Annotated in this window: 20 protein-coding genes; 3 read left to right on the top strand and 17 right to left on the bottom strand. The window is 65.2% G+C overall.

Annotated elements, in window-relative coordinates:
* Positions 1-62: 62 nt before the first annotated feature.
* The 10 genes from WIMU1_RS21660 to rpmE form a co-directional block, all read right to left on the bottom strand.
* Complete coding sequence (locus WIMU1_RS21660; RefSeq protein ID WP_062800241.1) at positions 63-1,418, bottom strand: F0F1 ATP synthase subunit B/delta; 1,356 nt, start codon at positions 1,416-1,418, stop codon at positions 63-65.
* Positions 1,419-1,421: 3 nt separating this feature from the next.
* Positions 1,422-1,943, bottom strand: a complete 522-nt coding sequence (locus tag WIMU1_RS21655) for a F0F1 ATP synthase subunit B (RefSeq protein ID WP_062800239.1) — start codon at positions 1,941-1,943, stop codon at positions 1,422-1,424.
* A gap of 26 nt (positions 1,944-1,969) precedes the next feature.
* Positions 1,970-2,221, bottom strand: a complete 252-nt coding sequence (locus WIMU1_RS21650) for a F0F1 ATP synthase subunit C (RefSeq protein ID WP_062800237.1) — start codon at positions 2,219-2,221, stop codon at positions 1,970-1,972.
* An 82-nt stretch (positions 2,222-2,303) separates the two neighbouring features.
* Positions 2,304-3,059: a F0F1 ATP synthase subunit A gene (gene atpB, locus WIMU1_RS21645; protein ID WP_023957889.1), complete on the bottom strand. Its 756-nt coding sequence runs from the start codon at positions 3,057-3,059 to the stop codon at positions 2,304-2,306.
* A complete protein-coding gene (locus tag WIMU1_RS21640) occupies positions 3,056-3,469 on the bottom strand; it encodes an ATP synthase subunit I (protein WP_062800234.1) in 414 nt (137 codons plus the stop codon). Before WIMU1_RS21640 ends, atpB begins: the two co-directional genes overlap by 4 nt.
* Positions 3,470-3,758: 289 nt before the next feature.
* Positions 3,759-4,931, bottom strand: a complete 1,173-nt coding sequence (locus tag WIMU1_RS21635) for a glycosyltransferase family 4 protein (protein ID WP_232232976.1) — start codon at positions 4,929-4,931, stop codon at positions 3,759-3,761.
* 113 nt (positions 4,932-5,044) lie between these two features.
* Positions 5,045-5,698: an L-threonylcarbamoyladenylate synthase gene (locus WIMU1_RS21630; protein ID WP_062800338.1), complete on the bottom strand. Its 654-nt coding sequence runs from the start codon at positions 5,696-5,698 to the stop codon at positions 5,045-5,047.
* A gap of 53 nt (positions 5,699-5,751) precedes the next feature.
* Positions 5,752-6,618, bottom strand: a complete 867-nt coding sequence (prmC, locus tag WIMU1_RS21625) for a peptide chain release factor N(5)-glutamine methyltransferase (RefSeq protein WP_062800232.1) — start codon at positions 6,616-6,618, stop codon at positions 5,752-5,754.
* Entirely contained in the window at positions 6,615-7,691 is a 1,077-nt protein-coding gene (gene prfA, locus WIMU1_RS21620; RefSeq protein ID WP_062800231.1) for a peptide chain release factor 1, read from the bottom strand. Before prfA ends, prmC begins: the two co-directional genes overlap by 4 nt.
* Before the next feature lie 115 nt (positions 7,692-7,806).
* Positions 7,807-8,043: a 50S ribosomal protein L31 gene (gene rpmE, locus WIMU1_RS21615; protein WP_062800230.1), complete on the bottom strand. Its 237-nt coding sequence runs from the start codon at positions 8,041-8,043 to the stop codon at positions 7,807-7,809.
* Positions 8,044-8,352: 309 nt separating this feature from the next.
* Between rpmE and WIMU1_RS21610 the strand changes: the two genes are divergently transcribed.
* A complete protein-coding gene (locus tag WIMU1_RS21610; protein WP_062800229.1) occupies positions 8,353-9,048 on the top strand; it encodes a thioredoxin-like domain-containing protein in 696 nt (231 codons plus the stop codon).
* Between the two features lie 98 nt (positions 9,049-9,146).
* On the opposite strand, the gene rho is transcribed toward WIMU1_RS21610, so the two are convergent.
* From rho to argS, 6 genes are all read right to left on the bottom strand, one after another.
* Entirely contained in the window at positions 9,147-11,264 is a 2,118-nt protein-coding gene (gene rho, locus WIMU1_RS21605; protein ID WP_062800228.1) for a transcription termination factor Rho, read from the bottom strand.
* A 309-nt stretch (positions 11,265-11,573) separates the two neighbouring features.
* The gene (gene thrB, locus WIMU1_RS21600) at positions 11,574-12,530 is read right to left on the bottom strand and encodes a homoserine kinase (RefSeq protein ID WP_062800337.1); all 957 of its coding nucleotides are present in this window, start codon (positions 12,528-12,530) and stop codon (positions 11,574-11,576) included.
* A 93-nt stretch (positions 12,531-12,623) separates the two neighbouring features.
* Complete coding sequence (gene thrC, locus WIMU1_RS21595; protein WP_023957868.1) at positions 12,624-13,703, bottom strand: threonine synthase; 1,080 nt, start codon at positions 13,701-13,703, stop codon at positions 12,624-12,626.
* Positions 13,696-15,024: a homoserine dehydrogenase gene (locus tag WIMU1_RS21590; protein ID WP_023957866.1), complete on the bottom strand. Its 1,329-nt coding sequence runs from the start codon at positions 15,022-15,024 to the stop codon at positions 13,696-13,698. The genes thrC and WIMU1_RS21590 overlap by 8 nt, the downstream gene beginning before the upstream one ends.
* Positions 15,021-16,445 (bottom strand): diaminopimelate decarboxylase, encoded by a 1,425-nt coding sequence (lysA, locus tag WIMU1_RS21585; RefSeq protein ID WP_062800226.1) that lies wholly within the window; start codon positions 16,443-16,445, stop codon positions 15,021-15,023. The genes WIMU1_RS21590 and lysA overlap by 4 nt, the downstream gene beginning before the upstream one ends.
* A complete protein-coding gene (gene argS / locus WIMU1_RS21580; protein WP_062800224.1) occupies positions 16,442-18,094 on the bottom strand; it encodes an arginine--tRNA ligase in 1,653 nt (550 codons plus the stop codon). Before argS ends, lysA begins: the two co-directional genes overlap by 4 nt.
* 156 nt (positions 18,095-18,250) lie before the next feature.
* On the opposite strand from argS, the gene WIMU1_RS21575 reads away from it, so the two are divergent.
* Positions 18,251-19,165: a thioredoxin-like domain-containing protein gene (locus tag WIMU1_RS21575; protein ID WP_023957860.1), complete on the top strand. Its 915-nt coding sequence runs from the start codon at positions 18,251-18,253 to the stop codon at positions 19,163-19,165.
* On the top strand, positions 19,165-19,965 hold the full coding sequence (locus WIMU1_RS21570; RefSeq protein ID WP_062800222.1) for a DUF305 domain-containing protein: 801 nt from the start codon (positions 19,165-19,167) through the stop codon (positions 19,963-19,965). The genes WIMU1_RS21575 and WIMU1_RS21570 overlap by 1 nt, the downstream gene beginning before the upstream one ends.
* 7 nt (positions 19,966-19,972) lie before the next feature.
* Here WIMU1_RS21570 and WIMU1_RS21565 read toward each other — a convergent pair whose 3' ends face one another.
* Positions 19,973-20,293, bottom strand: coding sequence for a hypothetical protein (locus WIMU1_RS21565; RefSeq protein WP_062800221.1), 321 nt, complete (start codon positions 20,291-20,293; stop codon positions 19,973-19,975).
* Positions 20,294-20,328 lie beyond the last annotated feature (35 nt).

The following is a 20,328-nucleotide window of genomic DNA, read 5'->3' as shown; positions in this document are numbered from 1 at the left end:
TCGCTTGTGGTCTAAGTGTGCCCGCGCCGGAGTGCGTCCGGTCGGGCGTCGCGCCCGTCGGGCTAACTCGGCAAGGTCTCGCTCGCCTTGGCCAGTCGGCTGGCCACGTCGCCCTCGATGACTTCGTCGGCAACGATGACCTTGAAACCGCCGAGCAACTGCTCATCGATCTCGATCTGCACCGACATGTCGCGGCCGTAGATCCGCCCCAGCACTGTGCTGAGCCGCTCGATCTGCGCATCGGTCGGCAGTGCCGCCGCGATGACGTGTGCAACCGACTCTCCGCGTCGAGCAGCAGCCAGTTCGGCGATGCCTGACACGGTGACGTCGATCGGCTGATGCCCGCGCTGCAACTGCACAGCCTGTCGGACCAGCGCTCCGGTCTCGTCAGTGACCTTTCCGCCGATGACCCTGTCGAGCAACTGCAACCGGCCCTCGGCAGGTGCATTCGAATCGGACAGCAGTCGCGACAGATCAGGTTCTGCCAGCAGCAACCGGCCCAGCCGGAACAGTTCGTCCTCGACCTCGCCGATCTTGCCGCTGCGGTCGGCGACCGTCAGCAGCGCGAGCCGGGCGAGCCGCTCGAGTGCGGTGAGGAAATCTGCGGTGGCCGACCATTTCGCGGCGACAGCGGACTTGACGATGTCGAGGGTGGTGTCGGACACCTTCCCCGACAGGATCGAATCAACCAGAGACGCCTTGTGCTGCGACTCGTCGGTGGACTCCGCCAGGTGCTTGCGCAGAACCGGGTTGGCCGCGAGAAGGATTGCGACCGAACCGAGTTCGTCACCGATCGTTCGGAGCTGCTCGACATCCGCCGAGCCGGTCTTCTCGTCGAACGTGCGTGCCAGCGTGCGTACCGAGTCACGGCTCGCTGCCCGCATCGAGTGGGTGCCGATTGCCTCACCGGTGGATGTGGACTCCGGTGCGACACCGCCTTCGGCGGCCATCTGCTCCAACTCGGCCAGAACCCTGTCGAAGGAATCCTGCTTGGCCTTCGGGTCCTCGAGGTGCTCGCGCACCAGGTTGCCGGCGACGTCGAGTGAGGCGAGCCCCAGTTCGCCACGCAGCTGACGGATCAGCGCCTGGCGGTTGAGGGCGACCTGCGCCTTACCGTGCTCGGTGATGCGCTTGACCTCTGAATCGGCCTGGTTGCGCATCTGTTCCGCGATCGCCTGAGCGTCACCGCGTGCCTCTTCACGGATCTGGCTCGCCTCTGCCCTGGCCTGCTCGAGTGCTGTGGCGTGAGCGTCTTTCGCCTCGGCGAGCCGGGCCTTGGCCTGCTCGCTCTCGGCGACCTGCGTGGCGATCGTTTCCTTCTGCGCCGCAACGGATTTACGCAGCGGCGGAAGAACGTATCGGATGAAAACGAAGACAACGACGGCAAAGCCGACGAGTTGTCCGATGAAAATATCCACTGGTCAGTTCACCGTCCCGGTCTTTTCGCCCTCGGTCGCGGAGACACGATCGAGGGATGCCGACAACTTCGGGTCCGACGAGACGTCGAATCCGAGTACTCGGCTGGCCAGCCCGGAGGACAGCCTGCCCAGTTCCGCGCGGGCCTCCGCCGCAGCCCGCTGCCCTTCGGCGGCCAGCTGTTCGGAGGTTTCGCGCTGAACCGCGTCCGACTCCTCGGTTGCCCGCCGCCTCATCTCCTCGAGGTTCTCGTTGCCCTTGGCACGAGCCTCGTCGCGGATGCCGGTCGCCTCGACGCGGGCGCCCTTCATGGCGGATCGGTATTCCGATTCGGCATCCTCGAAACTCTTGGCCGCGGCCTTGTTGTCCTCGTTGGTCTTCGAGACCAGTGCCTCACGTTCTTCGAGGACCTGGCGGATCGGCGGAACGATGAACTTGCCGAGCACCACCAGCACGATGATGAAGATCAAGAGGACAACGAAGAACGTGCCGTTGGGTATGAGGAAATTCTCTGCGGCGAGATCCATGGTGTCGTTTTACCTGTTTCCCGAAATTATTCGGCGCTGATCGGGGTGGCGAAGACGAACAACGCCATGAAGGCCAGGTTGATGAAGTAAGCAGCCTCAACCAGACCGACGGTGATGAAGAACGGAGTGAACAGACGACTCTGCGCTTCGGGCTGACGCGCGATGCCTGCGATCAGCTGAGCACCGGCGAGACCGTCACCGATACCGGCTCCGATAGCTCCACCAGCCATGATCAGACCGCCGCCGATCAGTGCGCCCATGCCAATTGTTGGATCCATTTACTCTTCCCTTTCGGTGGTACTGACAATGGGATTGCCAGGTCTTTGTGCCCCGCCAGCATCGCGCCAGCAAGGGGTCGTGCTAGTGGTGCTCGTCCTCCAGCTCCATTGACTGGCTGAAGTACAAGATGGTCAGCAAGGTGAAGATGAACGCCTGGATGAGGCCGACGAAGAGGTCGAACATCTTCCAGATCGAGTTGGGGGCCCACATGATGTAGGCCGGGAAGATCGCGATCAGGGACACCATCACGCCGCCGGCGAACATGTTGCCGAAAAGACGGAGGGAGAGCGAGACGGGCTTCGCGATCTCTTCGATGATGTTGATCGGGGCCAGGCCGATGGCGTGACCCTTGATCAGGGCCTTCGGGTGGCCGAGGAAGCCGCGACGCTTGACGCCTGCGGCGTGGTACGCGACGAAGACGAACAGCGCGAGGGCGTAGACGAAGTTCGCGTCCGAGGCCGGCGGCTTCAGCCACTCACCGGTACCTCCCCCCTCTTTGCCGTACTGGACCGGCAACACCGAGATCCAGTTGGCGACGAGGATGAAGATGAACAGGGTGACCGCCAGAGGCAGCAGGAACGGCGCGACGCGCATGCCGATCGAGCTCTCGACCTGGCCACGCATCTGCGAGGTGAGTGTCTCGAAGAACAGCTGTACGGGGTTGGGAACCCCCGACGTCATCTTGGCCCGCACGTAGAAGGCCAGACCGAGCACGACCAGGGCCGCGAAGGCGGTCCCGATGATGGTGTCCAGGTTGAAGGTCATCCCGAACAGATCGACGTGGGTGTGATGCCCGACCTCGATCTCTGCCTCGGCGAGATACGACGTATCTGTCATGACTGGGTACGAAGTCCTTTCATCACTGGAATAACCGTGTTGAGAACCAGGATCACCTGACTCAGCGCGAGTCCGAACATCACGCCGATGCCGTCGGGCCTGGCGAGGAACGCCACCACGAGGGCGACGACCGTCAGGAGCGCCAGGCGCAGTACGGAGTTGATCGCGACCGGCCGCTTGCGCGGGTTCTCTTCAGCGGTGATTCCTTGCACATACAACTGCACGAGCTTGGCGTTGGCCAGACTCAGGGCCAATCCGACGAGCATCCAGATACCGAACATGATGTGGCCGAGGTAAGCGCTGGCGGCCACTGCGACGACGACCAGCAATCCGCTGAGGATCGCCGGACGCACCAAACTCAACGGAACATCCGGGAATACCGGCGCCGAGTCGGAGCTTGACGTCGTCATGCACCTCTCCTCAAGGGTCCAGCGGGTTCGCTAGCTCTGGGGGCAGCCTGGTAGAGCCGTGCCCGTCGATCTGGAACATGATCGGGGCGACAGCTCATCGATCCCTGTGACCATATCAACACTGTCGTGGCCTGCCACCAGGGGGTGCATTGACCGCGATTGCGGCTCTCACCTTGGTGATTCGGCTACTACAGACGATAGTACTACGTCGCATCGCATACCCGAAATGTCCGGGTTAGGCTGCACTTCGTCACAGATTACTGGACACGGTTCTACCTGCTGCACCCGGTCAGGCAGATGCACCCTGACGGTGTCGTCGTCGAAGGCGCGGGACGATGGTGGCGACCATCGCGAGGACCAGTCCGGCTGCCAGTACCGGTACCACCACCGACACCGAGAAGAACGTGCTCGCAGCCGCCCCGAAGGCCAGTAGTCCGACCCAGAGGTAGATGAGCAGCACCACGCGCCTGTGCGAGTGACCGATCTCCAGCAGTCGATGGTGCAGGTGCATCTTGTCCGGTGTGTAGAAGCCGACACCCGCCCTGGTCCTGCGTACGACCGCCATCAGCATGTCGAGCATCGGGATGAACATGACGGCCGCCACCAGGATGATCGGCGAGAGCAACGTGAACACATCGGCGGGGCCGTAGGCATTGGTGGCCACCCTGCCCGATGCGCTGGTCGAGGCCGTGGCCAGCATGAGCCCGATGAGCATCGAGCCGGAATCGCCCATGAAGATACGGGCGGGCTGGAAGTTGTGCGGCAGGAAACCGAGGCATGCGCCGGCGAGAATGGCCGAGATGAGAGCCGGTGGGTAGTAACTGACGTCGCCGCCCTGGTCTCGGAGCAGACCCAGCGAGAAGACGCAGATCGCCAGCGACGCGATGAGCGCGAGGCCTGCGGCGAGCCCGTCGAGGCCGTCGACGAAGTTCATCGCGTTGACCGTTGCGACGGTGACCGCGATCGTGAGCAGTCCCGCCTGGAGTGGGTCCAGCACCACCGTGCCGATGTCGCCGAACGGGACGTACAGCAGATACCAGCTCACACCCATGATCACCAGGACACCGGCAGCGGTCAGCTGGCCGACGAATTTAGTCAGGGCGTCGATCCCCCAGCGGTCGTCGATGATTCCGACGAGCACGATGACCCCACCGGCGACGACAACGGCGTTCATGTCGTCGGTGTATGCGAAACCCCTTGTCAGAGCCGGTAACTCGCCGGCGAGAGCCATTCCGGCGAGTACACCGATGTACATGCCGACACCGCCGAGACGCGGCGTGGGAATCGCGTGGACATCCCGGGTCCGCGGAACGGCCACCGCACCAGTTCGCGTGGCGATGACCCGCACGACACCTGTGGCGAGATAAGTGATGACGGCGGCGGCGAGCCCGACGAGCATCAGCTCCCGCAGCGGGACGCCTGCACCACTGCTCGTGAGGCCGGACTGCGCTGCGATCAGCACACCACTGCTCTCAAGGGAACTCGAATAGGCCGCGAACACGGGTCAACGCTACTAGCGCGCGCTCGAAAAGCACGCAAGCGGTCGACCTGACCCGCCAGCGGGATCGAGCCGACTCAGCTCCGCAGGCTCTCGACTCCGGTGCCCAACACCTCGGCGATCTGCTCGGCACTGATCGCACCCTCGCGCAGAATCTTGGGGCTGACGTCTGTGAGGTCGACGATGGTCGACGGCATCGCCTTCTCGGCCGGTCCACCATCGAGGTACACGGCCACCGACTCCCCCAGTTGCTCTCGGGCCTCGGCGGCGGTGGTCGCCGGCGGTCGGCCGGAGATGTTCGCGCTGGAGACGGCCATGGGCCCGACCTCCCGAAGGATCTCGATGGCCACCGGGTGCAGCGGCATCCGCAGCATCACCGTGCCCCGCGTATCACCCAGATCCCAGGCCAGCGAGGGAGCCTGGTGGACCACCAGACTCAGGCCGCCGGGCCAGAACGCCCGGGTCAGTTCCCTCGCCATCGACGACACGGACAACACCAGGCCGTCGATGGTGCTCCACGAGCCGACCAGCACGGGCACGGGCATGTCCCTGCCCCGCCCTTTGGCGGCCAGGAGGTTGTTGACCGATTCGGAATCGAAAGCGTCGCAACCCAACCCGTACAACGTGTCGGTGGGCAGGACGATCAGGCGGCCACCTTTGGCGGCGCCGACGGCGGCCCGGATACCGGCCGTTCGAGAATGGGGATCGTTGCAGTCGAACGTGGTGCTCACGGGTCCCATCCTTGCATGGTCGCCCTGGCCCCCATCCGCGACGTACCCGCCGGTCAGATGCGGCGGGACGTCGTCGTTCTGGTGGCGGTGACAAAACGCGGCCGTCCGGCCAGATCGTGGTTCTGGACGATCGAATCAAACCGGCCATCGGCGGTCAGCACCTCGATCACCGCCTGCCCCGTGCTGTCGTCATGCTCGATGGCCACTTTGCCACCCGCCTCGAGGAGCTGGGCGACGGTGGCGATCATCGGACCGATGACCGACATCCCATCCGCTCCCCCGAACAGTGCGAGGGGCGGGTCGTGGTCGATCACCTCGACCGGCAATTCGGCTGTCTCGGGTATGTAGGGCGGGTTGGCGACCACAACATCAGCTCTGATGCCGGCCAGAACGGCCGGGTCCCGAACGTCGCCCTGATGCACCTCGACTCGATCCGCGACCTGATCGGGCATCCGCGAGAGGTTCCGCTGAAGCCATCGGAGTGGCTCGTCGGCGATCTCGACGGCGTGCACCACGGCGTTGCGCCGAGCATCCGCGATGGACAACGCGAGTGCACCGCTTCCGCTGCACAGATCGACCACCACCGGTTCGGCAACGTCGGCAATCGCCTCCAGTGCCCACGACAGCAGCGCCTCGGTTTCCATCCGGGGTATGAACACCCCGGGGCCGACCTCAAGATCGACCATGCCGAACTGGACGTGACCGATGATGTGCTGCAAGGGCTCACGCGCGCGCCGCCGGTCGATCATTACGCGGTACGTGTCGGCCTGCTCCTGCGTCAGCTCGTCGACCGTGACGAGGCCGCCCACGGATGTGCCGGCCACGTGAGCCAGCAGAAGCGCTGCGTCGACGTCCGGGCTGGGAACGCCTGCGGCGGCCAGTTCGGCCGTTGCGGCCCTGCGATGTTCGCGCGCGTTCACTCCGCCTCGAGGCGGGCCTGGCGATCGGCGGCTCTGAGGGCGTCGAGTAGTGCGTCCATGTCGCCTGCGAGAACGGCGTCGAGGTTGCTGGCCTTGTAACCGATCCGGTGGTCGGTGATGCGATTCTCCGGGAAGTTGTAGGTGCGGATCCGCTCAGAACGATCAACTGTCCGCACCTGCGCCGCCCGTCCTTCCGACGCCTCCGAGTTGGCTGCCTCCTCGGCCGCCGCCTGCAGGCGCGCAGCGAGGACCTGCATCGCGCGGGCCTTGTTCTGCAACTGCGATCGTTCGTTCTGACAGGTCACGACGATCCCGGTGGGCAAGTGGGTGATCCGGACCGCGGAGTCGGTGGTGTTCACGCCCTGTCCGCCCTTGCCCGAACTGCGGTACACGTCGATGCGGAGGTCCGAATCGTCGATCTGCACCTGCTCGACCTCATCGGGTTCTGGATAGATCAGCACGCCGGCAGCCGAGGTGTGGATACGCCCCTGCGACTCCGTGACCGGCACACGCTGGACACGGTGTACGCCACCCTCGAACTTCAATCGCGCCCACACACCGTCCGGACCGTCGCCTCTCGACTTGATCGAGATGGTGACGTCCTTGTACCCGCCGAGATCGGACTCGGTGAGTCCGAGGGTCTGGGCCTTCCAGCCGTGCCGTTCGCAGTATTTGAGGTACATCCGGGCCAGATCCGAGGCGAACAGGGCCGACTCCTCGCCGCCTGCACCCGATTTGATCTCCAACACCACGTCGTCGCCGTCGTGGGGATCGCGTGGCGACAACAGGTCGGTGAGGGTGGCGTCGAGATCGGCGGCGGTCTTCTCCAGCTCGGGTATCTCGGCCGCAAATGCCGGGTCGTCCGCAGCGAGTTCGCGTGCCGCCTGCAGATCGTCCTGTGCTGCTTGAAGTTTGGTGTACGTGGCCATGATCGGCGCGAGCTCGGAGAAGCGCTTGCCAACGCGGCGCGCGGCAGCGGGGTCATCGTGCAGGGAAGGGTCGGAGAGCTGCGACTGCAAGCCTGCATGCTCGGCGAGAATGTCGTCGATCGCGGACGGCTCGGGGCTGCTCATGACCTGTTCCTACTCGAGAAAAGTTGTGACCGACGGCTGATGACGTCAACCGGGTGATTCGACGAAAACGGCGCCTGGCCTGCCGCGAAGGCAGACCAGACGCCGGACTTTCAAGCTATTTCTCGGCTGCAGCGTCTTTCTTCGCCGGACGCTTGCCGTATCGCTTCTCGAAGCGTGCGACGCGGCCACCGGTGTCGAGAATCTTCTGCTTGCCCGTGTAGAACGGGTGGCACTGCGAGCAGACCTCGACGTTGATACGACCGTTGTCCTTGGTGGAGCGGGTCGTGAAGGTGTTCCCGCAGCCGCAGACCACAGTGGTCTCGACGTACTGGGGGTGGATTCCCTGCTTCATTCTGGTGTCCCTTTCAATGGTCGCCGGGTCACCTTCGCGGATCGAAGGTGTGAACCGGAACCGGACTCGACCGTTCAGTATGCCAGAGCAGCGATGCCATCTCCCAATCGCTGAAATCTCGGAGAAGGCGCTGCACCCATGCTTGGCGGCACGATCACTGGAACGACCCGACAACCATTTTCATTCCGGGGATTTTCCTTCCACGCGAACGGGCATCTACATTCCACCTACGTGGAGTTCCATCGACGTCGTCGGGCGTTCCCTCGTCACGACTCCGGGTTAATCGACATACGGCTGGCAGGCACAGTGATGACCAGGTCAAGAACAATTGCGACGGCGGCGACCATCCTGGTCCTGGGGACGACAGGATGTGTGGCCGAGCGTTCCGGCGATCCCGTCCCCGAATCGGCGGACTCCGGATCGGTGTCGAGCTTGCGACCATCGGCGGACAATCCTGATCCCACCGACGACATCGAAGGCGTCGAGAAAAGGTACTACCCCGCTGCTCTTCATGTGGTCCCGACCGATCGCGTCCGTTACTCGTTCAGCCCGCCCATCGGCGGCCGACACGACGCAATCTGGGCCGCCTGCACCGGGGTGGTCTACAACGCGGGCATCCGTTCGGAAAACGCCGTGCATTCACTCGAACACGGAGCGGTCTGGCTCACCTACAACCCGGAAGACCTCGACGCCGAGGCCGTGGAATCGCTCGCCGAACGCGTCGACGGAGTCGACTACACACTGCTGTCGCCCTATCCCGGATTGGACCGGCCGGTGTCGGTGCAGTCGTGGGGACATCAGCTCAAGGTCGACGATGCCGACGACCCACGTATCGACCAATTCATCACCGCGACGAAACAGAACATCCAGAGCGGTGTCTACCCGGAAGCCCCAGAAGAGACCGGTTACCCCGAACCGGGGGCCACGTGCGCGGCGTCCGGCGCGTTCGATCAGCTCGATCCCCCACCGTTCGATCCACGCCCCGGCACCCTGCCGGAGAACTGATCACTGCCACCACGCACGAACCCACCCATCCCGTTCGGCCCGCCCTGTGACGGGTGGGCCCACGGGATCAGGTGGGTTCGGTGGCTGCGAGCCGGCGACTAGTCGTCGCCCATGGCTCCCGGTGCGGTCTTCTGGACCTGCATGAGGAACTCGATGTTGCTCTTGGTCTTCTTCAGCTGACTCACCAGGAGATCGATCGCCTGCTGCGAATCGAGGCCGGCAAGCACGCGCCGCAGCTTGTGCACGATCGAGAACTCCTCGGGCGACAACAGCAACTCGTCCTTACGCGTGCTGGACATGTTGACGTCGACGGCCGGGAACACCCTGCGCTCGGAGATCTTGCGGTCCAGTTTGAGCTCGGCGTTGCCGGTGCCCTTGAACTCCTCGAAGATCACCGTGTCGCCGGTGGAACCGGTCTCGACCAGAGCCGAGGCGATGATGGTGAGCGAGCCGCCGTTCTCGATGTTGCGGGCAGCACCGAGGAAACGCTTGGGTGGGTACAGCGCTGTGGAGTCGACACCACCGGACAGGATCCGGCCCGAAGCCGGCGACGCATTGTTGTACGCGCGACCCAGCCGGGTGATCGAATCGAGCAGCACCACAACGTCTTTGCCGTCTTCGACCAGACGCTTGGCCCGCTCGATCGCCAGCTCGGCCACCGAGGTGTGGTCTGACGGCGGGCGGTCGAAGGTGGAGGCGATGACCTCACCCTTCACCGACCGCTGCATGTCGGTGACCTCTTCGGGCCGCTCGTCCACGAGCACCACCATGAGGTAGCACTCGGGGTTGTTGATCGAGATGGCATTGGCGATGTTCTGCAGAATCGTCGTCTTACCGGCCTTGGGCGGGGACACGATCAGTGCACGCTGTCCCTTGCCGATCGGCATGACCAGGTCGATGACGCGGGTGGAGATGCGCTCGCTGGTGGTCTCCAAGCGAAGACGCTGATTCGGATACAGCGGGGTCAGCTTGTTGAACTCCGGCCGGCGCTTGGCGGTCTCGACGTCAGCGCCGTTCACCGAATCGAGCCGGACCAGCGGATTGAACTTCTGACGCTGGTTCGACTGCTCACCATCGCGCGGGACCTTGACCGCCCCGGTGATCGCGTCACCGCGACGCAGCCCGTTCTTGCGGATGAGGTTCATCGACACGTAGACATCGTTCGGTCCGGCGAGGTAGCCCGACGTACGAACGAACGCATAGTTGTCCAGCACATCGAGGATTCCCGCGACCGGCTGCAACACGTCGTCGTCGGAGATCTGTGGCTCACGCTCGTTGCCGCCACCGCCGCCTTCGCCGCGGTCACGTCCCCGTCGACGCTCACGGAAACGGCGTCCCCGCCGACCGCCGCGGCCGTCGCCGTCCTCGTCGTCGTCACGGGGACCGTTGTCGCGGTTGTCACGGGGGCCGCTGTTCTGGCCACTTCCCTGATCGTTGCGGTTGCGGTTCCTGTTGCCCTGCTCGGAGCGGTTTCCCTGCTCCGAACGGTTGCCCTGGTCGTCGCGGTTGCGGTCGTCGCGGTTGCGGTTGTCACGGCCCTGGCCTTCGCGGCTGGAGCCGCTGCCCTGGTTGTCGCGAATCTGACCCTCGCGGGTCTGATTGTCGCGGCCCTGACCCTCGCGGCCCTGGCTTTCACGGCCCTGACCCTCGCGGTTGTCCCGACCTGCGGCCTGCCCGTCGCGACCACGACGACGCTGCCGCCGCTGGTCGTTGCCGTCTGCCTGGTCACCGTCTTGGGAAGACTCGTCGGTCTTCGGCGCAGCCTTCTCCTCGGCGGGCGCCGCAGTGGCAGCCTGCTCGGGTTCGACCTTTGTGGTTTCGGTGGTCTTCGTCGCTGCTTCGGCGGCGGGTTCCGCAGGGGCGGAGGCGCTCTTGACCTGCGGCTTTTCGGCAGAGGCAGTCGGTGCGTCCTCCGACGGCGCCGTTCCTGCCGAGGTCTTGTCCGCGGGCGCCTTGCTCGAGGCGGCCTTGCCCTTGGTGGCAGGTGCGCTGGACGCCCCGCCGCTCTGGCGTTCCTTGATGGCCGCGATCAGGTCGCTCTTGCGCATACCCGACGTGCCCTTGATGCCCAGCTCTCCTGCCAGGCCACGAAGTTCAGTCAGAACCATTCCCGAGAGCCCGGTCCCACGACGACGTTCGGCTTTCGGAGTGTCAACTCCACCGAGGTCGAGCGTGTTCTCCGAGCCCGGTGCAGTGATCAGGTCCGTATCCGTCAACGGATATCCTTTCCTTCCCCCGCCGGTAGATTCGCGAGGGCCAAAGTTCTCGCACCCGGAGCCCAGGTGAGAGGTGCCGCTAGTTTTTCAGCGGTCTTATGAGGCGTGTGTCGTTTGCCGCGCTTTATATTTCACGGACTGGCGCCCGCGGGCTGTGATTCGAATTTGACATCCGATGAGAAGCACGCTCGGGTGAAAACATCCGCGGCTGGACGGGTACATGCTAACCAGGATCAGTAGTTCGGGCAACACCCACAGAATGCGGCGTGTTCACAAACTGCGAATCAATCAATGTTGCACCCGCCGTCGTCAGTGTACGACTACTCCGGGTGCAATCTCTACTTCCTGCAGAACAAATCCCAGCTCAGCTGCCTTGTCGCGGGTCTGAGGTGGTAGCTCCGACGCCGTCAGCGCCAGCACGGTGGGCCCGGCGCCCGACACGGTGGCCGGTACCTGCCGCTCACGCAACCATCGCACCAGAGCGGCCGTCGCAGGCATCACCGGGGCCCGGTAGTCCTGGTGCAGTCGATCCTCGGTCGCAGCCATCAGCAACTGGGGTTCGGTCGTCAACGCCACCACGGCCAGGGCCGCGCGGCTGACATTGAAGACCGCATCCGCCCGGGACACCGCGTCCGGCAACAACCCACGGGTGACCGCGGTCGACGACTCGACCTGCGGAATCATGGCGTAGGCGCGAATACCTGGATGCAGCTCCAGCGACCTCGCGAAGTAATTGAGTGCCGGCGAGTCCCCCGCCACGTCCGAGGTGTGGACGCCCGCGGTGGGTTCGGACCAGGAGACCACGGCCGAACCGAGCACACTCGCCGAGGCATTGTCCGGGTGGCCTTCGAACTCCGACGACAGCTGGATCAACGCCTCGGTGGACAGTTGTGTTCCCAGGCCGGCTGCGCGGACCAGGCCGGCGGCGACCGCCAGCCCGCCGACAACTGCGGACGCCGACGACCCCAGACCACGGGCATGGGGAATGCTGTTGCGGCACTTGACGTCCAGGCCCGGGGCCGTGACACCGGCCGCCGCCAGCCCCCGATTGATCGCCCGAACCACCAGGTGTCGCTCGTCGAGCGGTACTCCCTCGGCGCCTTCACCGCTGACGGTGATGCGCAGTGCATCGCCACCGACGGTGACGGAGATGTCGTCGTAGATGCCCAGAGCGATACCCAGACAATCAAACCCGGGGCCCAGATTGGCACTCGACGCGGGAACGCGCGCTTGCGCCTGGACCCCCGCAGGCAGAACGGGATTCACGTCCACACCTTCGCGACGGAGCCCAGCCACGTGCGAGTCATCGCCAGAGGATTCATCAGTCCGCGTTGCCCACACCGTCATGATCGGTTCCCATCAGCCCACATTCAGCGCGCGTGCGACAGCCACCGGATCAACCGGGATTGCCTCTACCGGCGGGATGCCGGCCAACGCGGTGTCGGGATCCTTGAGGCCGTTGCCGGTGACGGTGCAGACGACGAGCTCGCCCGCAGACACCCAACCCTCTTCACGGGCAGCAAGAAGTCCGGCGACACTGGCGGCCGACGCCGGCTCGACGAAGACACCTTCGTGGCCTGCGATCAACCGGTAGGCCTCGAGGAGTTTCTCGTCGGTGGCAGCCCGGAATTGACCACCCGATTCGTCCTTGGCGGCCACTGCCTGGTTCCAGCTGGCGGGTGAGCCGATCCGGATGGCGGTGGCGATCGTCTCGGGATCCTTGACCGGTTTGCCGGTGACCAGAGGGGCCGCGCCGGCCGCCTGCACGCCGAGCATGCGAGGGGTCGACCCGACAACACCGTCGCGGTGGTACTCGGTGTAGCCCTTCCAGTACGCGGTGATGTTGCCCGCGTTCCCCACCGGCAACGCATGCACGTCAGGAGCCCTGCCGAGCACATCCATGATCTCGAAGGCGGCAGTTTTCTGACCTTCGATGCGGGCGGGGTTCACCGAGTTGACCAGCTCGATCTCGGTCCACTCGGCGGTGGCCTTGCGAGCCAGTTCGAGGCAGTCGTCGAAGTTGCCCTGCACCTGGATGATCTTCGCGCCGTGCATCACGGCCTGGGCGAGTTTGCCCATTGCGATCTTGCCCTCGGGGATGAGGACTGCGCACGTGATGCCGGCGCGGGTCGCGTACGCGGCAGCCGAGGCCGAGGTGTTCCCGGTGGACGCGCACAGCACCGCGGTCTTCCCGTTGTTGACGGCGTTGCTCACGGCCATCGTCATCCCGCGGTCCTTGAACGAGCCGGTCGGGTTGAGGCCCTCCACCTTGAGGTACACCTCGCACCCGGTGATCTCGGACAGGTGCGGTGCGGCGATCAACGGCGTGCCACCCTCGAGCAGGGTGACGACCTTCCAGTCGTCCTTGACAGGCAATCGGTCGCGGTACGCCTCGATTAATCCCGGCCACGCACGGTGCACGGCGACAGACTCACTCATTGGTTCCCTCCAGTCGGAGAACGCTGGACACGCTCAGGACGGCCTCCAGCTTCTCCAGTGCCGCAACGGTTTCGGACAATGCCGCATCAGGTGCGCGATGGGTGACCACCACGAGCCGGGCGTCGTCGCCGGCGCCTTCCTGGCGAACGGTCGAGATGCTGATGCCCCGGGAGGAAAACTCCCCGGCGACTGTTGCGAGCACCCCGGCGCGGTCCGCCACCCGCATCGACACGTAATACCGGGTTCGCACGTCACCCATGGGGGCGATCGGCAGCGACGCGTACGTGGACTCCAGTGGGCCACGACCACCGTGCACTTTGTTGCGCGCAGCCATCACCAGGTCTCCCAACACCGCCGATGCGGTGGGTGCGCCACCGGCACCCTGTCCGTAGAACATCAGCCGACCGGCGTTCTCGGCTTCGACGACCACCGCGTTGAAAGCGCCGTTGACCGCCGCGAGAGGATGTTCGAGCGGTACCAGCGCAGGATAGACGCGGGCCGAAATGCGTTGCTGCCCATCCTCACCGACGATCCGCTCGCAAATCGACAGCAACTTCACCGTGCAGTCGAGTGCCTGGGCCGAGACGAGGTCGGCAGCGGTGATCTTGGAGATGCCCTCGCGGTAGACGTTGAGCGCGGTGACCCTCGAATGGAAGGAGATCGACGCCAGGATGGCTGCTTTCGCCGCCGCGTCGTAGCCCTCGACATCGGCCGTCGGGTCGGCCTCGGCGTAGCCGAGTCGGCCTGCCTCGGCGAGCGTCTCCTCGTAGTCACTGCCGTCGGCGTCCATCGCGGACAGGATGAAGTTGGTTGTGCCGTTGACGATTCCGGCGACACGGTTGACGGTGTCACCGGCGAGCGACTGCATCAGCGGGCGGATCACCGGGATGGCGCCGGCCACGGCCGCCTCGAAGTACAGATCCACCTTCGCCCCGGCTGCGGCAGTCGCGAGTTCGCCGGTGTAATCGGCGAGCAGCGCCTTGTTGGCGGTGACCACGGACTTGCCGCTCTGCAGCGATTCGCGGATCAACATCCGCGGCGGGTCGATGCCGCCGATGAGTTCGACAACGATGTCCACGTCGTCGCGGGCAACGAGGTCTTCGGGCTTGTCGGTGAGCAGGGCCGGGTCCACCCCGTCACGAGGAACATTCAGGTTCCGGACGGCGACCCCGCGCAGTTCCAGTGGGGCGCCGACCCGTGCCTGCAGATCAGCGGCGTTGTCGGTGAGGATGCGAACCACCTCGGTACCGACATTTCCCATTCCGAGTACCGCAACGCCGATGGCGCGGGCCCCGTTGTCGTTGATTCGGCTGTCCGTCACTCGTTCACCTCCAAGCTCAGTAGATCTTCGACAGTTTCACGACGCAGGATCACTCGCGCGTCGCCTCCCCGCGTGGCGACCACGGCGGGTCGGGTGACCATGTTGTAGCGACTCGACATCGAGTAGCAGTAGGCGCCGGTGGCGCCCACCATCAGCACGTCGCCGGGGCCGACATCGTCGGGAAGCCAGCAGTCGCGGATGACGATGTCGCCGCTCTCGCAGTGCTTTCCGACCACCCGACTGACCACCGCGTTCGCAGTGGAGACCCGCGACGCCAGCCGGACGTCGTACTCGGCCTGGTACAGCGAGGTGCGGATGTTGTCGCTCATACCGCCGTCGACGGACACGTAGCGGCGATGAGCTCCGCCCGGACCGAGCTGGACGTCTTTGACCGTGCCGACGGTGTACAACGTGACACCGGCCGGACCGGCGATCGCACGGCCCGGTTCCACCGCGATGGTCGGGGTGGGTAGGCCCAGTGCGGCCGATTCACGTTCGACGATGGCGGCGAGTTTGTCGGCGACTTCCTGCACCGGAGGCGGGTCGTCGGAGGGAAGGTATGAGATACCCAGTCCCCCACCGAGATCCAGGATCGAGAGTTGGGCGGTCTTGTCCACGCCGAACTCCGAGACCACGTCCCGCAGCAAGGACAGGACACGGTGGGCGGCCAGCTCGAAACCACCCACGTCGAAGATCTGCGAACCGATGTGGCTGTGCAGCCCCACCAGTCGCAGGTTGTCGGTGGCGAAGACGCGTCGGACCGCGTCCATCGCCGTGCCACCGGCCAGCGAAAAGCCGAACTTCTGGTCTTCGTGTGCCGTGGAGATGAACTCGTGGGTGTGCGCCTCCACACCCACGGTGATCCGGATGAGGACGTCCTGGACCACGCCGAGCCGGCCGGCGATCTCATCGAGACGTTCGATCTCGATCATGGAGTCGAGCACCACGTGCTCTACACCCGAGGTGACCGCGAGTTCGAGCTCGTACGGCGATTTGTTGTTGCCGTGCAGGGCGATCCGATCGGCCGGGAAACCCGCACGCAACGCCACCGTCAGCTCGCCGGCCGAACACACATCGAGAGAGAGACCCTCTGAGTGCACCCAGCGCGCAACCTCGGTGGACAGGAACGCCTTGGACGCATAGTGGACGTGCTGCGCCGATCCGAACGCCTTTGCCATCTCGGCGCATCGCGCCCGGAAGTCCTCTTCGTTGATGACAAACAGTGGGGTGCCGTATTTCTCGGCCAGCTCGGTGACCGCGATGCCGCCGATCTGCGCGACACCGTTCTCATCGCGACCGGTGCCCTGCGGGTAAATCGCCTCCGGCAACTGCGCGAGTTCTTCTGGAGAATTGGGCCTTTCGGCCAGGTGCGGTGCCGCCACGACCTCCGCGTGCCGTGGTCCGGCGGGGTGTGCGTTCACATTCGCTCCGGTGCGCTCACGCCGACCATCGCCAAACCGTTGGCGATGACCTGCTGGGTGGCGCCGCACAGAGCCAACCGTGCGGCGTGGAGATCGGTGGGTTCCTCGTCGCCCTGAGGCAGGACCCGGCACCGGTCATAGAACTTGTGGTACGTGCTCGCCAGCGCTTCGAGATACCGGCAGACACGGTGCGGCTCACGCAATTGCGCGGCTGCAGCGACCACTGCGGGGAAGTCTCCCAGCGTACGGATCAGGTCACCCTCGGCCCGATCCACCAGCAGCTCGAGGTGGTCGGTGGCGGCGATGAGACCCAGGGCCTCGGCATTGCGTCCGATCGCCGCGAGGCGGGCGTGCGCGTATTGCACGTAGTAGACCGGGTTTTCGTTCGACTGGCTGACGAGGAGGTCGAGGTCGATGTCGATGTTCACGTCCACCGACGACCGGATGAGTGAGTAGCGGGCGGCGTCCACACCGACCGCGTCCACCAGATCGTCGAGGGTGATGACCGTGCCCGCCCGCTTGCTCATCCGCACCGGCTGCCCGTCGCGGACGAGATTGACCATCTGCCCGATCAGTACCTCCAGCCGGTCGGGGTCGTCGCCGAGCGCCGCGGCCGCAGCCTTGAGCCGGACGACGTAACCGTGATGGTCGGCGCCGAGCATGTAGATACAGAGATCGAACCCGCGGTCACGCTTGTCCTTGAAGTACGCGATGTCGCCTGCGATGTACGCCGCCTCGCCGTCACTCTTGATGACCACGCGGTCTTTGTCGTCACCGAACGCGGTCGACCGCAGCCACCAGGCGCCGTCGTTCTCGTAGAGGTTGCCGTTTGCCTTCAGTTCGGCGATGGCCTTGTCGACCTGACCGCTCTCGAACATCTTGTTCTCGTGCGTGTAGACGTCGAAGTCGGTGCCGAACTCGTGCAGGTTCGCCTTGATCTGCGCGAACATGAGGTCGACGCCCCGGGCACGGAATGTCTCGAGCCGCTCCGCCTCCGGGAGGTCGAGAGCGCCGGGCGCGGCGTCGAGCACCTGCGCCGCGATCTCACCGATGTAGGCGCCGGCATACCCGTCCTCGGGAGTGGGTTCACCGAGTGCCGCGGCAACCAGCGACCGCGCGAACCGGTCGATCTGTGCGCCGTGGTCGTTGAAGTAGTACTCGCGGGTGACCGCGGCACCTTCGGCCGAGAGAACCCGGCCCAGCGCGTCGCCCACGGCAGCCCACCGCGTGCCACCGAGGTGGATCGGACCGGTCGGGTTGGCCGAGACGAACTCGAGGTTCACCCGGAGTCCGTCGAGAGTCGTTCCGGTCCCGTAGGCCGCACCACGTTCGATCACTCCGGCGACCACCACGTTCTGCGCGTCGGCGGCGAGTCGGATGTTCACGAAACCGGGTCCGGCGATCTCGGCGGTGGCGATGCCCTGACGGCTGGAGAGCTCGGCGGCAAGCCATCCGGCCAGCTCACGCGGGTTGACGCCGACCTTCTTACCGAGTTGCAGCGCGATGTTGGTGGCGTAGTCGCCGTGCTCGGGATTGCGCGGCCGTTCCACGACAACACTCTCCGGCAGCGCGGACGGGTCGAGTCCGTGGTCGGTGAGGACGGTTGAGGTGGCGGCATGCAGCAGCACCGCGAGGTCGGCGGGGGTCACGATGCACCATCCTATTGGCCCGCACCTCATCATTGACAATCGCCGTCTCCCTGCACAGCGATTGCCGTCGACGCGCACAAGTACACTGTCGGTCGCCGGTTCACATGCCGGCACGCACTCGTTCGCTCACCCCAGTTTTTGCACCGAAAGAGATCCATGGCCGACGCCGATAAAAAGGGCAACAAGATTCCCAAGAAACCGTCCACCGCAGGTAAGTCCGGCAAGAAGAAGGCCGGGCAGGTCCCCGTGGTGAAGGCGGGGGGCGTCGGACGGCAGATCCCGTGGATGACCATCGGCGCAGTCGTGGTGATCATCGCGCTCGTCGGCGGACTGGCCGCGTACCTCGTACCCAAGTATCTCGACCAGCGCGAAGTCGCGAAGTTCACACCTTCGGCGTCCAATCCCGACCCTTCGGACAAGATCGACGGCGTCACCAAGATCTACTACCCGGCCGGTCAGCACGTGCAGCCGACGCAGCGCGTGGCCTACGACCAGTCGCCTCCATTCGGCGGACCTCACGACGCGGTCTGGGCCGCGTGTACCGGCATCGTCTACCCGAACCAGTTGCGGACCGAGAACGCCGTCCACGCGCTCGAACACGGTGCGGTCTGGATCGCCTACAACCCGGACACCATCGCTCCCGGCGACCTCGACATCCTGCAGGACAAGGTCGAGGGCGAGCCGTACATGCTGATGTCGCCCTACCCGGGCCTGGACACGCCGATCTCGCTGCAGTCGTGGGGCCATCAGCTCAAGCTCGACTCCGCAGGCGACGAACGCGTCGACCAGTTCATCGAGGCACTGCGGCAGAACTCGAACAGCGGCGTGTACCCCGGTCAGCCCGATGCCACCGCGTATCCCGAGATCGGGGCATCCTGCGCGGCGACGCCCGGTGCGTTCGACCCGAACAGCCCGCCGCCGGCGGACGTCGGCCCGATCCCCGCTGACGCCATCCCCATGGACGGCACCGGCACCACCCCCGCCACCGAGGAGGGGCTGGTCGCACCGGAGCAGCCGATGACCACTGCTCCCGCCCCGGCGCAGCCCGTCCCGGCCACACCTGCGGGCTGATGGACGACTCGGAGTCCGGCACCGACTCGAACACCCCCGAACAGGCTCAGACCGGGTCGGTTACCGAAACCGGAACGGGTGAGGTCGAGCAGACCTCCGCTTCTGGCACACATCGACGACAGCTGCCGGCGATGCTGGTGCTCGGTGCGGTCGCCATGCTGCTACTCGGTGTGGTCGTCGGTCTTTTGCTTCGCATCAGCTTCGAAGGCGACGACAACAACAGGCCCGCCGAAGACTCGGCTGCGGTGGGCTTCGCGCAGGACATGATCCGTCACCACCAGCAAGCCGTGGAGATGGCGACCATCGAGTTGTACGGCGGAAGCGACCCCCAGGTGCAGTCGCTCGCCTACGACATCCTCACCTCGCAGACCAACCAAATCGGCCAGATGCAGTCGTGGCTGACCCGCTGGGACTATCCGCTCGACAATCCCGACGAGGGGATGGCCTGGATGCAGGGTCACAGTGACGGGCACGGTCACGGGGGCAGCACTGAGCCGGGCATGTCGATGGGGCCGAGGACGCCCGGTTCACCCCCGATGCCGGGCATGGCGACCACCGAGGAGATGACAAAGCTGCGGACGCTCCAAGGCGCCGAGCTGGACACTTTCTTTCTGCAACTGATGTTGCGACATCATCAGGGCGGGTCCGAGATGATGGAGTTTGCCACCGAGCGCGATCACGTCCAGGAAGACTTCGTCCGGCAGCTCGCCCAGCAGATGGTCAATGTCCAGCAATCGGAGTCGGACACGATGGCGAAGATGCTCGAACCCCGTGGGGCGCAACCTCTTCCGATGAACTAGTCGCCGGTCACCGCGCGGGCGGCAAGTCCTCGAAGACCGATCGCCAGTACTCCTCGGGAACGGTGTGGCCGGACTTGAGGATCAGCGCCAGGCCGGTCGCCATGAAGATGCCGAGGATGCCCAGCCACAGGCCGAACACCCCGATGGCAATCCAGGCCGCGGTGACCAGTGGCGGCCACGGATCGAGCACCACCAACAGCGGGGCGAACAGGAACCCGAGTCCGATGTACCAGGACGAGCCTGCCCGATCCATGATCAGGACCGCCCGTAGCCAGCGCGGCGCCCCGGGCACAGTGGTTGTGACTGCGTCTTGTCGATCGATATCCATGCCTTCAGGGTCGCCGCATCGGTGGTCGAAAACGA

This window comes from Williamsia muralis NBRC 105860 (assembly GCF_001598915.1).
GTDB lineage: Bacteria > Actinomycetota > Actinomycetes > Mycobacteriales > Mycobacteriaceae > Williamsia > Williamsia muralis.
The sequence above is the reverse complement of the archived record's forward strand: the minus strand, read 5'-3'. Positions and strand labels throughout refer to the sequence as shown.